The sequence below is a fragment of the Mesorhizobium sp. M8A.F.Ca.ET.202.01.1.1 genome (assembly GCF_004791595.1).
GTDB lineage: Bacteria > Pseudomonadota > Alphaproteobacteria > Rhizobiales > Rhizobiaceae > Mesorhizobium.
On the sequence record NZ_SRUN01000005.1, the window covers coordinates 340862 to 356792 of the forward strand.

14 protein-coding genes and 1 pseudogene are annotated in these 15931 nt (G+C 63.5%); 8 read left to right on the forward strand and 7 right to left on the reverse strand.

All coding sequences use genetic code 11. The annotated features are described in order from the left end of the window. Positions 1–65: 65 nt before the first annotated feature. The 3 genes from EN845_RS14630 to EN845_RS14640 form a co-directional block, all read right to left on the reverse strand. Positions 66–1079 carry a substrate-binding domain-containing protein gene (locus EN845_RS14630; RefSeq protein WP_127870433.1) on the reverse strand — a complete coding sequence of 338 codons (1014 nt, stop codon included), beginning with the start codon at positions 1077–1079 and terminating at the stop codon, positions 66–68. A 98-nt stretch (positions 1080–1177) separates the two neighbouring features. Next, on the reverse strand, positions 1178–2086 hold the full coding sequence (locus tag EN845_RS14635) for a sugar phosphate isomerase/epimerase (RefSeq protein WP_127275497.1): 909 nt from the start codon (positions 2084–2086) through the stop codon (positions 1178–1180). Next, a complete protein-coding gene (locus tag EN845_RS14640; RefSeq protein WP_127275498.1) occupies positions 2083–3114 on the reverse strand; it encodes a Gfo/Idh/MocA family oxidoreductase in 1032 nt (343 codons plus the stop codon). Before EN845_RS14640 ends, EN845_RS14635 begins: the two co-directional genes overlap by 4 nt. Before the next feature lie 193 nt (positions 3115–3307). Here EN845_RS14640 and EN845_RS14645 point away from each other — a divergent pair, with 193 nt between their 5' ends. After that, complete coding sequence (locus EN845_RS14645) at positions 3308–4333, forward strand: LacI family DNA-binding transcriptional regulator (RefSeq protein WP_127275499.1); 1026 nt, start codon at positions 3308–3310, stop codon at positions 4331–4333. 51 nt (positions 4334–4384) lie between these two features. Beyond that, the gene (locus tag EN845_RS14650; RefSeq protein WP_135931258.1) at positions 4385–4612 is read left to right on the forward strand and encodes a hypothetical protein; all 228 of its coding nucleotides are present in this window, start codon (positions 4385–4387) and stop codon (positions 4610–4612) included. On the opposite strand, the gene EN845_RS14655 is transcribed toward EN845_RS14650, so the two are convergent. After that, positions 4584–5480, reverse strand: a complete 897-nt coding sequence (locus EN845_RS14655) for a LysR family transcriptional regulator (RefSeq protein ID WP_127275500.1) — start codon at positions 5478–5480, stop codon at positions 4584–4586. The two genes, EN845_RS14650 and EN845_RS14655, sit on opposite strands and share 29 nt — an antisense overlap. Before the next feature lie 275 nt (positions 5481–5755). Between EN845_RS14655 and EN845_RS14660 the strand changes: the two genes are divergently transcribed. The 6 genes and pseudogenes from EN845_RS14660 (at position 5756) to EN845_RS14685 (ending at position 10081) form a co-directional block, all read left to right on the forward strand. Then, on the forward strand, positions 5756–6490 hold the full coding sequence (locus EN845_RS14660) for an SDR family oxidoreductase (protein WP_127275501.1): 735 nt from the start codon (positions 5756–5758) through the stop codon (positions 6488–6490). A 100-nt stretch (positions 6491–6590) separates the two neighbouring features. Then, complete coding sequence (locus tag EN845_RS14665; RefSeq protein ID WP_127275502.1) at positions 6591–7190, forward strand: NAD(P)-binding domain-containing protein; 600 nt, start codon at positions 6591–6593, stop codon at positions 7188–7190. A 97-nt stretch (positions 7191–7287) separates the two neighbouring features. Further along, positions 7288–7698 carry an SRPBCC family protein gene (locus EN845_RS14670; protein ID WP_245464234.1) on the forward strand — a complete coding sequence of 137 codons (411 nt, stop codon included), beginning with the start codon at positions 7288–7290 and terminating at the stop codon, positions 7696–7698. Between the two features lie 116 nt (positions 7699–7814). After that, positions 7815–8626: pseudogene (locus EN845_RS14675) on the forward strand (SDR family oxidoreductase). A gap of 68 nt (positions 8627–8694) precedes the next feature. Then, entirely contained in the window at positions 8695–9603 is a 909-nt protein-coding gene (locus tag EN845_RS14680; protein ID WP_127870431.1) for an MBL fold metallo-hydrolase, read from the forward strand. 10 nt (positions 9604–9613) lie between these two features. After that, positions 9614–10081 carry a metallophosphoesterase family protein gene (locus tag EN845_RS14685; protein ID WP_127870430.1) on the forward strand — a complete coding sequence of 156 codons (468 nt, stop codon included), beginning with the start codon at positions 9614–9616 and terminating at the stop codon, positions 10079–10081. Positions 10082–10247: 166 nt separating this feature from the next. On the opposite strand, the gene EN845_RS14690 is transcribed toward EN845_RS14685, so the two are convergent. From EN845_RS14690 to EN845_RS14700, 3 genes are all read right to left on the reverse strand, one after another. Then, complete coding sequence (locus EN845_RS14690) at positions 10248–11585, reverse strand: HlyD family type I secretion periplasmic adaptor subunit (RefSeq protein ID WP_127870429.1); 1338 nt, start codon at positions 11583–11585, stop codon at positions 10248–10250. A 19-nt stretch (positions 11586–11604) separates the two neighbouring features. After that, positions 11605–13299 carry a type I secretion system permease/ATPase gene (locus tag EN845_RS14695; RefSeq protein ID WP_127870428.1) on the reverse strand — a complete coding sequence of 565 codons (1695 nt, stop codon included), beginning with the start codon at positions 13297–13299 and terminating at the stop codon, positions 11605–11607. 64 nt (positions 13300–13363) lie between these two features. After that, a partial coding sequence (locus tag EN845_RS14700) for a VCBS domain-containing protein (protein WP_189587421.1) occupies positions 13364–15931 on the reverse strand: 2568 nt, incomplete at its 5' end.

Sequence of the window (15931 nt, forward strand, 5' to 3'; positions counted from 1 at the left end):
CGCACCGGCCTTCTCGCCGGCGGTCCCGTCGGCCGGGGCCTGATCCCGGCCGACGGCTTGGGAGGTCAGCGCAGCGCCTGTTTGGCGAGTTCTGCGACGATTGCGTAATTTTCGGGCGTCACGAAACCGGCGCCGGTGTCGACATTCATCGGCGCCAGACCCAGCACCACTTGCTGGCAAAGGCTGAGGATCGGCAGATAGCCCTGCAGGAATGGCTGCTGGTCGGCCGTCAGCTGCACCCAGCCGCCCTTGAAGCCCTCGACGATCTGCGGGCTGGTGTCGAAGCCGAAGTTGAAGATATCGCCGGGCTTGCGCCCCGCCGCCTGCATGTAGGTTGGGACATTTCCGAGCATCTGTCCCCCGGGATAGCCGACCGCCTTGATGTCGGGGTGATTGAGGAGCGCCGCCGTGATCACCGGTATGGCGAGGTTGGGATCGGACGCCCATTCGCCGCTCGGCGGCGAGGACAGCTGGATGACCTCGACCCCCGCTTCCTTCAACGCCGCCACCGTGCCGCGCTCGCGCGCGCCGCGGTTCTCGTTCTCGAACGGACCGATCATGATTGCCTTGTCGCCGGCCTTGAGCTTGCCGAGCTTGAACGCTTCGGCGCCGAGCGCGCGGCCCTGCTGTTCCTGCTGCGCGCCGACATAGCCGCCACCAAACGCCGCCGTCACCTTCGGCACCGGGACGTTCTGGTACATCATCTTGATGCCGTCCTTATGCGCCTCTTCGGCGAGCGGCATGATCGCGGCGTCGCCCGGATGGCCCATCATGGCGATGCCCTGGGGCTTGACCGCGACCGCTTCGCGCAATTGCTGCACCATCTTCTCCGCGTCCCACTGGGAGAAGATGTAGTCGACCTTCGGCCCGAGATCGGCCGCGGCCTGCTTGGCGCCATTGTAGACGATTGTGCCGAAGGCGTCGCCCTCGGCGCCGCCGACGAAGAAGCGGATGTGGACGTCCTTGCACCATTGGGCGTCGAGCGCCTGCGCCGGCAAGATGGAGATTGCGGCGGCAAGCGCCGTGGCCGCCGCCACGACGGTCGTGCGCAGAAATGTCGTTCTGGTCGCGATGCTCATGCACGTTCCTCCCATTGTTTCCCTCGTCAGCCGAGGGGTTTTTCGAACGATTGCCTTGGCAGTACCACTTACGGCCGGCTCCTCCCGCCGACCGGTCCTCACGCCGGATTTGGCAGGTAGCTCGCACCTCCCCGGCATAGCTTGAGATACTCCAGGGCGCGTGCTTGTCCCGTGATCTCGAGGTCGCCGCGATAGACCGGATCGTGCCAGCCTTCGATGTCGATGGCGCCCTTGTACCCGGCCAGCCGCAATTCGCTGATCACCCGCGTCCAGTCGCTGTCGCCGAAGCCCGGCGTGCGCATCTGCACGAATGGCAGCCGGCCGAACACGCCGTGCTCGCGAATGACGTCCCAGCGCACCGTCGCGTCCTTGCCATGGACGTGGAAGATGCGTGGCGCCCATTTGCGGATCTGTGGCATCGGATCGATCAGATAGACGAGTTGGTGGCAAGGCTCCCATTCGAGGCCGAGATTGTCGTCAGGCAACTCGTTGAACATCAGCTCCCAGGCGTCCGGATTGTGGGCGATGTTCCAGTCTCCGGCAGCCCAGTTGCCGTCCATCGCACAGTTCTCGAAGGCGATGCGAACGCCCTTGCCGGCGGCTCGCCTGGCCAGCGGCCCCCACACCTCGCGAAAGCGCGGCAGGCTGTCTGTCAGCGGTTTGCCGCGGAGCCGGCCGGTAAAGCCGCAGACCATCGAAGCGCCGAACAAATGGGCATTGTCGATGACCGTCTCCCAGGCCTGGAGGACGCCACGGTCGACATCGCCGCCCTCCAGCGGATTGCCGAAAACGCCGATCGAGGACACCGTGACATCGGCATCGCCGATCGCCTCGCGGATCTGACCGGCCAGCCGGGGCAGGTCCTTGCCACCAAGCGTCTGCCAGAAGAAGGGTTGAATGCTCTCGAAGCCGAGCGGCAGGATTGCCTTGATGTAGGCGGCCGGGTCGTCGAGGTTGGCCCGCACCATGGTGCCGATCCTGATGTCGAGAAGCGGGTTTGGCATCATTGTGCTTCCTCTGCGATCATCACGCGACGTCCGGTTTCGGCGCTTTCGATGGCACCGAAGACCATGGCCAGGCTCTTGATGTTGTCGGCGCCGCGCGTTTCCGGTTCCGTGCCGGTCTCGATGGCGCGCATGAAATCCCTGATGATGCCGAGATGGCCGTCGACGCGATCGGCGGGATCGAGCGCCGGCACCTCGATTGGCTGTATCTTGTCGAACATGCCGTCGCGACCCGGCACCACCACTTCCGCCCTCAACCCGTCATGGCCATCCCAGATCAGGCTGCCGCGCTCGGCGACGATGCGCCAGCTACCCTCCCAACTGGTGCGGAAGCCGGCCGCGCACCAGCTGCCCGCATAGGTGAAGACCTTGCCGCCGCCGAGATCGAAGACCGCGCTGGCCGATGAGCCCTGTCGGTACCAGGAATTGGCCGGTTCCCATTCCTGGCAATGGACCGCGGCCGGCTCGCCATTGACCATGTAGCGGGCGGCGTCGAATGTGTGGATCGCCATGTCGAGCAGCAGCACGTGCGCCATCTCTTCGCGAAATCCGCCGAAATGCGGTGCGACGAAAAAGTCGGCGTGGATGCTGGTCGCGGCACCGATGGCGCCGGAGTCCAGAAACCTCCGGATGCGTCGGACATTGGCGACGTAGCGGCGGTTTTGGACGACGGCATGGATGCGCCCGGCCTGGCGGGCGGCCTCGACGATGGCGCGGGCATTCTCCGGGCTATCGGCGAGCGGCTTTTCCGTCAGCAGATTGCAATGGTGGGCAAAGGCGGAAAGCGCAACGTCGCGCCGGGCGGCGGGAACCACCACATCGAACACCGCTTGCGGTCGGATCTGGTCGAGCACTGCGTCGAGACTGGTGCCGATGACGGCACCACCGAGATCGTATTCGCGCGCCCTCGCCTTCGCCCTGTCGGCATCGAGGTCGACAAGGCCGACTATGGCGAGCCCGTCGATCTGCCGCGCGGCATCTAGCCAGGCCTTGCTCATCGCTCCGCAGCCGACAAGAACGGCGTCGATCATCCAGCGCTCCTCCTCTCGGCCCCTCCAGGCCGATGGTTCCGGCGTTCACGGCGTGACCGTAAACGTTTTTCCGTAAACGTTTACGAGAACACACCCGAAGGCGTAGAATGTCAATCGGCCGCCGGCGAAAATCGTCATTGCGCCTTGGCCCCGGCGGCCACCGGTGCTAGCCAAGCAAGGGGAGAACAGTCACTTGGCGTCCAGCATTCACGACCTTGCCCGTCACCTGAACATTTCGATCGGCACGGTGTCGCGCGCGCTCAACGGCCGCGCCGACGTCAATGCCGACACGCGCCAGCGCGTTCTCGAGGCAGCCAGGGCTCTCAACTATTCGCCGAACCAGTCCGGCCGCAGTCTCAGGCAAGGCGCTACCCACTCGATCGCCTTCATGCTGCAGCCGCATCCGGGCGACCAGGAATATGGCGAGCCGTTCTTCATTCCGTTCCTGACTGGGTTGCAGGGCCGGCTCGCCGAAAGCGGACTGGACCTGATCGTGGTGATGGGCGCGCCGGGCGACTATCAGCAGGAGCGCCTGCGGCGTGTTGTCGAGACGCGCCGTGCCGATGCGGTGGTGCTGGCCTGGACGCGGCGCGAGGACGAGCGCATCGACTATCTCACCCAGGCCGGCTTCCCCTTCGCCACGCTCGGCCGTAGCCGCTCCGGCGACAAGGCCTACCCCTCGCTCGATCTCGATTTCGAAAAAGCAGGCGCCGACGCGGTCGACCGGCTGGTGACGCGCGGCCATCGCCGCATCGCTGCCATCCGCCCATCGCTCGATCTGAATTTCGGCTATCTGTTCCTCGACGGCTACCGCAAGGCCTTGCGCCGGCATGGCATCGCGGTCGATCCCCACCTGATTGCCGACGGCTTCATCAACGAGGCCGGTGGCTACGAAGTGACCCCGCGGGTGATGCGCCGCAAGGACCCGCCGACCGCCATCATCTTCAACAATGACGCGATGGCGCTTGGGGGATGCAAGGCGCTGGCCGAGATGGGTATCAAGCCGGGTCACGACATGGCGGTGACCGTCATCGTCGATACGCCGCTCTGCCGCTATTTTTCGCCGGCGCTGACTGCTTTCCGCCCGGCGCTGCAGCCGATGGGACGGCGGCTCGCCGAAATGCTGCTGGCGTCGCTTCCTGCCTTCGCCGGCCCGGAGGGTCCACGTATCATGCGCGAGGTCTGGCCGCTGGAGCTAATTGCGCGCGATAGCGATTGATGTACAGATCCCGGTGCAGATCGAAGCCGCGGGTCGCCTGAACGAGTAGCTTTGCCGGATACCCTGATCCTCGATCATGGCCGCATCGTCGAGATTGGCAGCCACGACGATCTTGTTGGTGCAAGCGGCCACTGCAGGCGGCTTTCGATGATCGGGAAAGCCATCGCCGCGAACGGAACCGCCGCTTCAGGCGCTCGCAGCTCGGCTTCCGACCTGATTGCGGCAAGCGTCGCCAGTGACCTGCCGGGCGTCAGTCGCGCGATATGGACAGCCCCGTGAGGAGCGGAGCGTACGCGGCGAGCCTGCCGGATACGAACTCCGTGAAGAGCCGCACGCGCTTCGTCTTGCGTGTCTCCCCCTGGGTGAGAAGCCAGAGCGTTCCGTACATGTGCAGGTCGGTGCCTGGCACCCTCACCAGTAGGGGGTCGGCATCTCCGACGAAGCACGGCAACGTCGTGATCCCGAGCCCTTGCCGTACGGCAACGATCTGCGCCTCGCCGTCCGTGGTCCTGAACGGAACCCCCGTTGTGCGAACCTCACCCTCGCTGGCCCAGTCTGGTATTCCATGAATGCTTATGACGATCCACCGGATGGGATCCGGCGCGCCCGCACGCCACGCGGCCAGTCGATCGCGGGAGATGTAGACGCCGCCGAACAGCTCCGGTCCCTTCAGTCCGTGAAGATTGAGCGGCAGGGTTTTGCGGTCGTAGACGACACGGATCGCCACGTCGGCCTCTCGGTTGGTCAGATTTGCCAGCTCGCCGACCGACAAGATTTCCATCTCGATGTCGGGATGCAGACGCGCGAAATCGGCGAAGTCCGGCATGAGCAGGTGAGTCGCGAGGGGCGGTGCCAGCGTCACCCGAAGAAGCCCGCGCACACTCTGGTCGCGACCGAAGACGCGGGTCTCCAGCTGGTGCGACGACGCTTCCATCTGGTTCGCGAGCTCGAGGACCTCTTCGCCCGCAGCCGTCAGGCGGTAGCCCGAAGGCAGCTTTTCGAACATCTGCGCCCCGAGGCGTTCCTCGAGCTGTGCGATGCGTCGCAGCACGGTCGAGTGATACACCCCGAGGCCCTCGGCGGCAGCCCGCACCGAGCCTCCGCGCGCGACGGCAAGAAAGTAGCGAACGTCATCCCAGTCGATCATGGTGCAATCCCGCACCGCGCGGTGCGCCTTACAAAGCCCGTGTCCAACGCCATCGTACAGCAGTACGGCCGTCATCATAGCCTATGTCGCCGGGCGCGGCCCAATTCCCAACGGCAGACACCGATCGCCGCGGCTGGCATCAGTCATTCAGCCGGATCGATTTTGCACCACCGATGTGCGCGTTTCCGCACTCAATGCCTGGCTGCAGCGGACCCATCTTCAGGGTCTCGGGGGCCTCCCCGAACGACCAAAGTTGGAGTCTGAAAGGAAAAATCATGGGAAAGCTTGAAGGTAAGGTTGCCGTCATCACGGGTGGATCGAGCGGCATGGCGCTGGCGACCGCCAAACGGTTCGTTGAAGAAGGCGCCTATGTTTTCATCACGGGCCGGAGGCAGGAGGCGCTCGACGAGGCCATCAGGCTGGTTGGCCGGAACGTGACCGGCGTGCGCGGCGATGCGGCCAATCTCGACGACCTCGACCGCCTGTTCGATACGGTCAAGCGGGAAAAGGGCAAGATCGACGTCCTGTATGCGAGCGCCGGCACCGGCGAAGCCGTCCCACTGGGTGAGATTACCGAGCAGCATTTCGATGCGACCTTCGGCCTGAATACGCGCGGCACACTGTTCACGGTGCAAAAGGCGTTGCCGCTGTTCAACGATGGCGGATCGATCTTCATGACCGGATCAGTTGCTTCGGTGAAAGGTTTTCCTGGTTACAGCGTGTATGCGGCGAGCAAGGCGGCGTTGCACGCATTCGCACGCGGGTGGCTCAACGAGCTGAAGGGCAGGAATATCCGGGTGAACGTGCTGCACCCCGGGCCGATCGCCACACCGATGCAGGACCAAGTTCTCGACGAGGAGGGGAAGCGGATGTTCGAATCCCTGATTCCGCGGGGAAAGATGGGGCGTCCCGAGGAAATTGCGGCGGCCGCGCTGTTTCTTGCTTCAGACGATTCGAGCTTCGTGAATGGGTTGGAGTTGTCTGTCGACGGAGGCTTCTCGGCGATCTGAAATCGCGCCGGATCGCGGGAAACGGCTGATCGGCGAGAACGGACAACCCAGCGCCGTTGAAGGCCGGGGAATCAATATCAACATGGATCGGAGAAATATTATGAGCTACGCAATTGTAGGGTTCGGTAAGGTAGGCCAGGCCCTCGCCCACGCTTTCGCCCGTAAAAACATCAAGGTTGCCGTCGCGAGCCGCCGGCCGCCCGAGGCGTTGGCGCCGCAGGCTGGGGCAATTGGACCCACGGTCGTCGCCAAGTCGCTGCGGGACGCACTCGAGGCCGACACAATCATCCTGGCGGTCCCGTTCGGCGAGCACCGCGAGGTTGCGAAGGCCCTGCCGAGCTGGAAAGGCAAGACGGTCATCGACGCGATGAACGCGTTAGTCCCCCCTGAGGAGTTGGACGGTCTCCTGTCCTCCGCCTTCGTCGCGAAGGCGTTCTCCGGCGCCAAGTTCGTGAAAGGTTTCAATCACCTGATTGCGGCCACTTTGGCTGCCGATCCGACCGTGGAGGGCGGCCACCGGGTCGTGTTTCTGTCTGGTGACGACGAGGACGCGATCGCTCCCGTTGCGGCCTTGGCCAAACAACTCGGGTTCGCACCCGTCAAGCTGGGAAAGCTCGACGAGGGTGGCGCGCTGGTGCACGCACGCGGCCGCATTTGGGGCCAGCTCATCTTCCAGGATTTGTTCAAGAAGGAGCAGTGATCGATGCACGAACGTGTGATCTGGCCCGAGAAGTACGATCCCAAAACGTCGGCCATCTATGCGCTCAATGACATCGACGTGAAGGCGCCCCCCTCAAGTGGTATGGAGGCTGCTGACCGACGCCGAGAACTGGTCGAGCTACTTTCCTGCCGAAGACCAGGTCAAGATCCTGACCGGTGAGCCGGGACTGGCGCTCGGAACCAAATACAGCCGGGTGACGGTCGGATTCCCGATGAGTCTGGTCGTGACGGAATGCGCGCCCTTCCGCAGGCTTGCGTGGTCGACGACGGTCGATGGCGACGAGACCGGCTCGAGCGCGTACCACGGCTGGGTCATCACACCGACGGCCAACGGCTGCCATGTGCTGACCGAGGAAACGCAACAAGGGCCCTGGTTCATCGAGGAGCTCGGACGCAAGCATCCCGGTGCGCTCTACCGCTATCACCAGAAATGGGTCGAAAGCCTCGCCCGCGCGGTGGAGGCGGATGTCGCGAAAAAGGCAGGTTAGTGCATTTGTCCTGAGGCTTGGGCCGCACGGGCCAGGTTTCAAGGCTCTCGGTCGAGGGGAACGATGCGCTTCGGCGCATCGATCGCCTTAGCTGCTCACAATAGGAGATGAATGACATGAATATCGAACTCAAGGGCCGCACAGCGATCGTCACCGGGTCGACGGCAGGCATCGGCCGCGCCACCGCAGAAGGTTTAGCTCGTGCAGGGGCGTCGGTCGTCATTAATGGTCGTGGGAATGCCCGGGTCGACGAGGCGGTGCGGCAGATGCGCCAGTCTTTCCCGGACAGCGAGATCTCCGGCGTCACCGCCGATCTTTCGACCGCGGAGGGCGCCGAGACATTCTTCGCGCAGGCGCCCGACGCCGATATCCTCGTCAACAACGTGGGTACGGCTCACATCCGGGACTACAACGGCATCGAGGACATCGCGAAGATCCCCGACGACGACTGGCTTGGCCTGTTCCAGCTGAACGTGATGAGCGGCGTGCGCATGACGCGCCACTACCTGCCGCGGATGGTGGCGAAGGGCTGGGGCCGCGTCGTGTTCGTGAGCAGCGAGTCCGCGGTCAACATTCCCAAGGAGATGCTCGACTACGGCATGACCAAGACCGCACAGCTGGCGGTCTCGCGCGGTCTTGCCGAGGCGGTCGCGGGCACGGGTGTCACCGTCAACGCCGTCCTGCCGGGGCCTACCCGGTCTGAGATCCTGGGTGACTTCATGGCGAAACAGGCTGAGGCAAACGGAATCATGCAAGAGGAAGCGAGCAGGGCTTCTTGAGGGCTATGCGTCCGACCACCCTCATCCAGCGTTTCGCGACGACCGACGAGGTCGCCAACATGATCGTCTATGTGTGCTCAGAGCAGGCTTCCGCAACCACTGGCGCGGCTCTGCGCGTGGATGGCGGCGTGGTCCGCTTCGTCGCCTAAGCGTCTAGACTAGTCTAGGGGCCTTCGCCGGCTTTGAGGTCTCGTTGCCCGCGAGGTAGACTGCTCGCATGACCTTCAGGCTCATCTTCCTCGGCACCTCGGCCAGCGTGCCCTCGGCCGAGCGCAACCACCCGGCGCTGCTCGTTGAAGCCGGCAGTCAACGGGTGCTGGTCGATTGCGGGGAAGGCACCCAGCGTCAGCTTCTGCGCAGCGGCGCCGGATTCAGGCGACTTGATCGCCTGCTCCTCACGCACGCGCATTTCGACCACGTGCTCGGAATTCCGGGCTTGTTCTCGACGCTGCGGCTCCGGCAGAGCGAGGACCTTGTGACCATTCATGGCAGCGCCGACACTCTCGAGGTCGTCGCCCGCATGCTCGCTGGCCTTTGGGGTGAGGGACGCGCGCCGATCCCGCTGCAACTGGTGCCGCTTGTGCCCGGAGGCGTGTTCGACGTGGATGAGTTCACGGTCGACTGCTTTCAAGTTCGCCATCGCGACACCGACAGCTACGGCTTCGTCTTCGAGACGCCGGCGCGTCGTCACCTCGTTTCGGACCGCTTGGCAGCTCTCGGTGTGCCAGACGGCCCGATCCGGAAGGACTTGGCCGAAGGCCGCTCAATTTCTCTCTCCGACGGCAGGACGATTGCTCCTGAAGCAGTTCTCGGACCACCCGAGGCTGGCAAGAAGCTGGTCATTGTAGGTGACACCGAAACCACCGATGGATTGGCCGACAAGGTGAGCGGCGCCGATCTGCTTGTCATCGAAGCCACATTCCTGGAACGAGATGCAACGATGGCGCGCGACTACGGACACCTGACAGCCGCGGAGGCAGCATCGCTGGCAGCGACCAGTGATGTAAAGCAACTCGTTCTTACGCACATCTCCGGCCGCTATCCCGACGACGAAATTCTCGCGGAAGCCGTCCGGACGTTTACGAACAGCCTTGTCGCAACGGATTTGAGCACCCTCACCGTCTGATGGCAGAGCCATGACATTCAGAATTGGCATCATCTCGGACACGCACGGTCTGCTGAGGCCGCAGGCGCTGCGCTGCTTGGCCGGGGTCGACCACATCATTCATGGAGGAGACATCGGTCGCCCTGAGATCATCGCAGCGCTTCGCGGTATCGCACCGGTTACCGCAATCAGAGGAAACGTGGACACCGGTGGGTGGGCAGTGGAATACGCGGAAACCGAGCTCGTCCGCCTCGCCGGGCGAGCAATCTATGTGCTTCATGATCTCAAGACGCTGCAGATCGACCCGGTTGCCCAGGGCATCGATTTGATCGTGTCCGGTCACTCGCATGTGCCAAGCATGGAGACAGTGGATGGCGTGCTCTATTTGAATCCGGACAGCGCTGGCCCACGGCGGTTTAAGCTGCCTGTCACCCTTGCGACGGTCGACATCACCCGGGACAGCATGCAGCCCTCGATGTGGAGCTTGGTAAGCGGCTGAACCGCGCACGCATACACACGTCCACGCTTATATCCGACGGTCTCCTGGATTCTTCACCAGACGGCCAGACGCGCCGCAACGCGGAGAGAAGCATTTTCCACGATAGGTCGGCGGGGGTTCTCGCCGCGTCGGGAGTTCTCGCCGCGCGCGGTGTTGGACTGAACCGTCATTTCTGGCGAAACGCGGAGTGGAACGACACAACCAGCGGGCCTAAAATGTAGTCGAGTGCCGTGCGTTGCTCGGTAACGATCATGACCGACGCCGGCATGCCCGGATAAAGCGCGATCTGTGGGGCCGCGGCTAATTCCACCGGATCGACCGCCACGTCCGCGAGATAATAGGGAAAGCCGGTCTTGGTGTCGGTGATGCGATCCGCCGAAATGCGGGTGACGCGTCCATGAATGATGGGTATCGAACGCTGCTTGTATGATGTGAAACGAACTTCGGCGGCCATGTCGGGACGCAGGTTCGATATATCCTCGACGCGAACCTGTGCCTGGACGATCAGCGAATTCTCGGTCGGCACGATGTCGAGGATGGTCTGGCCCGGCGCCACGATCGCACCGATCGAGAAAACGCTTAGATCCATCACTTGGCCGTCATAGGGCGCGCGCACTTCGGCCCGGTCCATGGCAGCCTGGGCGGCGAACATCTTGGGTATGAGGTCGGACAGGTTCGATTGCGTATCGATCAACATGGCCGACAACTTGGTCCGGCGCTCATTGGTCAATTGTGCGATCTGGCTCTCGAGTTCGGCTTTGCTCTGTTGGCTGCCGCCGATGGCGCCGAGATTATCGTCGATCAAGCCCTGCAAATCCGAGGCCGACCTTTCCAGTTCCAGGATGCGTGGGCGGGTCGTCAAACCGGCCTTGAGCAGCTTCGACAGGCTGGCCTTCTCGTCGATCGTCGATTTGAGCTGGGCCTGGTAGGATTCGACTCGGGACTGCTTGCCCCGTATCTGCTCCTCGAGCTCGGCAATACGCCGCTGAAGGATCTGTTTGGCGCCGGCCATCGAGGCGCGTTGGCTTTCCAGGTCGGCGATCTGGTTTGCCATTGCGTCCTTGAGGTAGTCCTCGTGCTCTTTGAGGATGTCCTTGGGAAAGGCAACAGCCTCGCTGCCGTCCAGTTCGGCACGGATCCTGGCATCGGCTGCGCGCAACAGCGCATATTGCTGGGCATAGAGATTGAACTCGGACCGAATCCTGGTGTCGTCCAGCTTCAGCATTATGTCGCCCTTCCTGACGACGTCGCCATCCTTGACGCGGATCTCCTTCACCGTACCGCCGTCGAAATGCTGGACGCTCTTGCGATTGCCTTCCACCTTGACGATGGCATCGGCGAGCACGGCACCGTTCAGAGGGGCAAAGGCCGCCCAGCCGCCGAAAATGCCGAAAAAGGCCACTATGATCAGCAGGCCGATATAGGCCGGCACCCGGATGGAATCCGGAGCCAGGATGCCGGCCTCGCCGGGCAGGCTATGGTAAGTGAGGGCGCTGTCGCTCATCGATCTCTCCGACCACGGCTCATTGGGTCGCCACCGCCATTGGAGCCGCGCGCTGGTTGAGCAGCGCCACGATCTCGTTTCTCATGCCGAACGCCTCGACGGCGCCATCGCGCAACAGAAGTATCTTGTCGACATTCGCCAGGGTCGAGGGACGATGCGAGACGATGATAACCGTGCTGCCGCGGCGCTTGAGCTCGATCGCACAGTCGCTCAGCGCGCGGTCGCCATCGGCGTCGAGATTGGAACTCGGCTCGTCGAGAATGATCAGTTTCGGCGTCCCAAACACCGCCCGGGCAAGAGCAATCCGTTGCCGGTATCCTCCCGACAGCACAGCGCCGCCCTCGCCGATCTGCGTCTCGTAGCCCTGCGGCAGGCGGATGATCATCTCGTGTACGCCGGCGAGCCGCGCGGCCTCGATCACCTCCTGGTCGACATTGGTCTTGAAGCGCCCAATGTTGGCGGCGACCGTATCGGAGAAGAGTTCGATATCCTGCGGCAGGTAGCCGATGTGATCGCCGAGCGCGTCGTGCCCCCATTGCGACAGGTCGGCGCCATCCAGCCTGACCGTGCCTCGGCTGGGTTGCATGACGCCGGCAAGGTGGCGCGCCAGGGTCGACTTGCCGGCGCCGGAGGGGCCAACGATCCCGAGCGCCTCGCCAGCCTCCAGCCGAAACGACACCTCGCGCAGAAGCACCTTCTGCTGGCTGAGAATTGCAAAGCTGACCTGTTCGACGGAGATCGTGCCACTGGGCTTGGGCAGGTTGAACGCTCTTTCGTTGCGCGCGCCGCCGTCGACCAGCTTCTCGACCCTTGCCAAGGCAGCCCGCGCCAGGATCAGGCTGCGCCAGAGGCCGACGATCTGCTCGACAGGCTGCAGCCCCCTGCCCAGCAGGAGACTCGCCGCGAACATGGTGCCGCCGGTAATTTGCCGTTCGATCACCAGATAGGCGCCGAGGCCGAGGATCAGCGATTGCATGGTGAGCCGCAGGAACCGGATAAGGCCCGACATCAGGGCGGCGCGGTCGCTTGCCTCCGCCTGGCGCCGCAGCGCCAAGTTGCGGTCGCGCCCCCAGCGGCGGATGAGACCGTCGATCATCCCCATGGCGCGAACGACTTCCGAGTTCCTGAGACTCATCTCGGTGAAGTTATAGTTGTTCGTCGCCAGCTCGTTGGCCTGCTTCAGCGGCGAGCGCACGAGATACTCGTTGAGCACGGCCATGCCGATCAAGAGCAGCGAGCAGCCGAGCGCGAAGAAGCCGAGCCAAGGATGCAGCAGGAAGATGATGCCGATGTAGATGGGCGACCATGGCAGATCGAACAGGGCGTGGATGCCGCTGCCGGTGATGACCTGCCTGAACGTATCGAAGTCGCGGATCGGCTGGCTCGGCGAGGAGCCGGGCGATGGGGTTTCCACGGACGCGGCGAGGATCCTTGCCGAGAGCAACCGGTCGAGCCGGGCGCTGGCACGCGTCAGGATCCAGGCGCGGACAAGGTCGAGACCGGCCAGCGAAAGGAACGCCGCCAGCAACACCAGGGTCAGCATCACCAGCGTGGTTTCGCTGCCGCTGGTGACAACCCGGTCGTAGATCTGCAGCATGTAGAGTGGGGAGGCGAGGTAAAGCAGGTTGATCGCCAGGCTGAATGCCGCCGCAACCAGGAAATAGCGGCGGCATGCCCGAAGCGCATCCTTCACAATTCGAGACTTGCTATCCACTTCCAGAACCCCACTCGATACTCGTCAGGTCAAGGGAGCCGCCGCAGCCGGCGGCCCTTTTCGCTCACACCACCAAGTCGCTCGAAATCGCCCCACTGCCGATGCCGGTCAGCGTGAATTCCGCCGGACTGTACGAAACGACGGTATGGCCCTGGCCATCGTCGGCAAGCTTGAAGGCGTTCGCATCATAGCTGCCGACCAGATGCAATGCGGCGCCATGGGTGCCGTCCGAAACGGTCAGCGTTCCGCCGCTGCCATCCTGGTTTGCCTGATAGACGGCCGTCGTTCCCGCACCGAACAGGATATCGCCGAGGTCCAGTCGGTCATCATTGGTGATGCCGCCGATGCGTCCGCTGTAGTCGAAGGAATCGTCGAGTTGCAGCGTGCCGGCAGCGTCGTGTCCGAAGGTGACGTCCGTCGACGAGGCGCCGCCGAACTCCAACTTCGACAAGTTGCCGATGGTGGCATCGCCGTCGCCGGTGACTTGGCCATGGATTACGATGTCACCGCCATTGGCCCAGAGCATGCCCGAATTCGCCAGGCCGCCGGTGATCGTCAGCCCGCCCGAACCCGTTGCTTCCAGCGTTCCGGAGTTGGTGACGACACTGCCTCCGGTATCGATGACCAGCGCATTCGAGCCGGAGGCGATGATGGTCCCCCTATTGTCGAGGCTGAGCATGCCGCCGCCCAGCTGGCCGGCGCCCGAGATCGTGTTGTCGACGTTGACGAGAGTGACATCCGGCCCGGTGCCGGAAATCATGTTGGCGGCGCTGTCGGATAACAGGATCTGCCCGCCTCCCTGCAAGGTCACGCCGTGCTGGATAACCTGCAGCAGCGTATCGCTGCCGGTCGAGCCGAGCGAGATCAGGCCGCTGTTGTTGATGATGCCGCTCAGCGGCAGCAACGCGCCGTCGCCGATCGTCATGGTGCCTGAATTGTTGACCACCGGTGTCTGGTCGAAGACGAAATTGCTTGCCGTGAGTGCGCCCGAATGCACGCCGTCCAGCGTGATCGACTGTCCGTCGCCGAGCGCGATCACCGCATTGCCATTGGCATCGTCGGCGATGTGCGTCTGGAGGTCGGCAAAGTCTGCCAATCCACTGTAGCCGATGAGGTCGATCTGGTCGGCCGCGGCGTCGAAATTGTGCACGGTGTCGGCGCCGATCGGCTGCGAGAAGACGAAGAGGTCGTTGCCGTGCGAGCCGGTCAGCACGTCGTCGCCGGACCAGGCAAAGATCGGCGATCCCGGAGCGTAGGCCTCGACATTATCGGCGATCGACGCAGTGCCCAAGGTCCCGTCGGCGTTGATCCAGCTCATCTGGACGTCGAGCACGGCTGCCCCGGTGAAGTCTGCCGGGGTGGTCACGGTCAGCCCGTGCAGGTCGTTGGTCTGCACCGTCCAGGATCCATCGGCGTTGTGCGTCGCGCCGTCGATGGTCCAGCCTGAGGGAACGTCCTTCACGGTGACGGTGATGAGTGCGCCTTCATGTGAGGGGTCGGTGAGGGCGAGGTTGATGGGCTCGCCGGAGGTGCCGGCGGGTTTGAGTCCTGACGTGGTTTTCGCTGCGTTTGTATGCCCTGTGGTGTCCGTGAATGCTCCGCTGTCGATATTGAGCGTGTAGGACGATCCGTTGTTGCTCCCCGCGCCTTTGTCGACTTGGAACGTATACTGAGTGTGGGCTGCATTGAAGCTTCCCGACCCCGCGATCACGCTGACATTCGGCAAACCGGTGACGTGCATCACGTCCGATAGATTTGCAAAATTCGCGGTGACAGCCGACGTGAATGTTATTGTCACGGTGCTTGGCGTGGCGTTGTTTCCCTGCTTGCCGTCCACGACGGAGGAAATCAACGTTGCACTGGCGTCGTCTGTGCCGTTCACCGTGACGGTCAGGTTGGCGGTCGATGAGCCGCCATGGTTGTCGGAATTGGTGTAGGTGAAGACGTCGGTGACGCTGGCGCCCTGGGCCAACGCCTGCACCGAGGCCAGGCTATTGTTGAGCGTGTAGGTGTAGGTGCCGTTGCTGTTGAGATGCAGCGTGCCGTAGGTGCCCGTGACATCGGTGCCGACATTGCCGGTCACGCCATTGACGGCGGTGACGCTGTGGGTGTCGCCGGTGTCGACATCGGTGTCGTTGGTCAACACATTGCCGCTGACCGGATTGGGCGCGGTGTCCTCTTTCACCGAATTGATGTCGGCAACCGCGACCGGGCCGTCATTGGTGCCGTTGATGGTGACGGTCAGGCTGGAGCTCGAGGTGCCGCCGTGGTTGTCCGAGTTGGTGTAGCTGAAGACGTCGGTGACGGTGGCGCCTTCGGCAAGCTGCTGCACCGAGGCCAGGCCATTGTCGAGCGTATAGCTGTAGCTGCCGTCGCTGTTGAGATGCAGCGTGCCATAGGTGCCGACCAGGTCGTTGCCGACATTGCCAGCCGAGCCGTTGACGGCGCTGACGCTGTGCGTGTCGCCATTGTCGACATCGGTGTCGTTGGAAAGCACATTGCCGCTCACCGGATTGGGATCGGCCAGCGTGTTGGTGTCTTCCTTCACCGCCGCCGCATCGGCCACCGCCACCGGCGCGTCATTGGTGCCGGTGATGGTGATGGTCAGGTTGGCGGACGAAGAGCCGCCGTG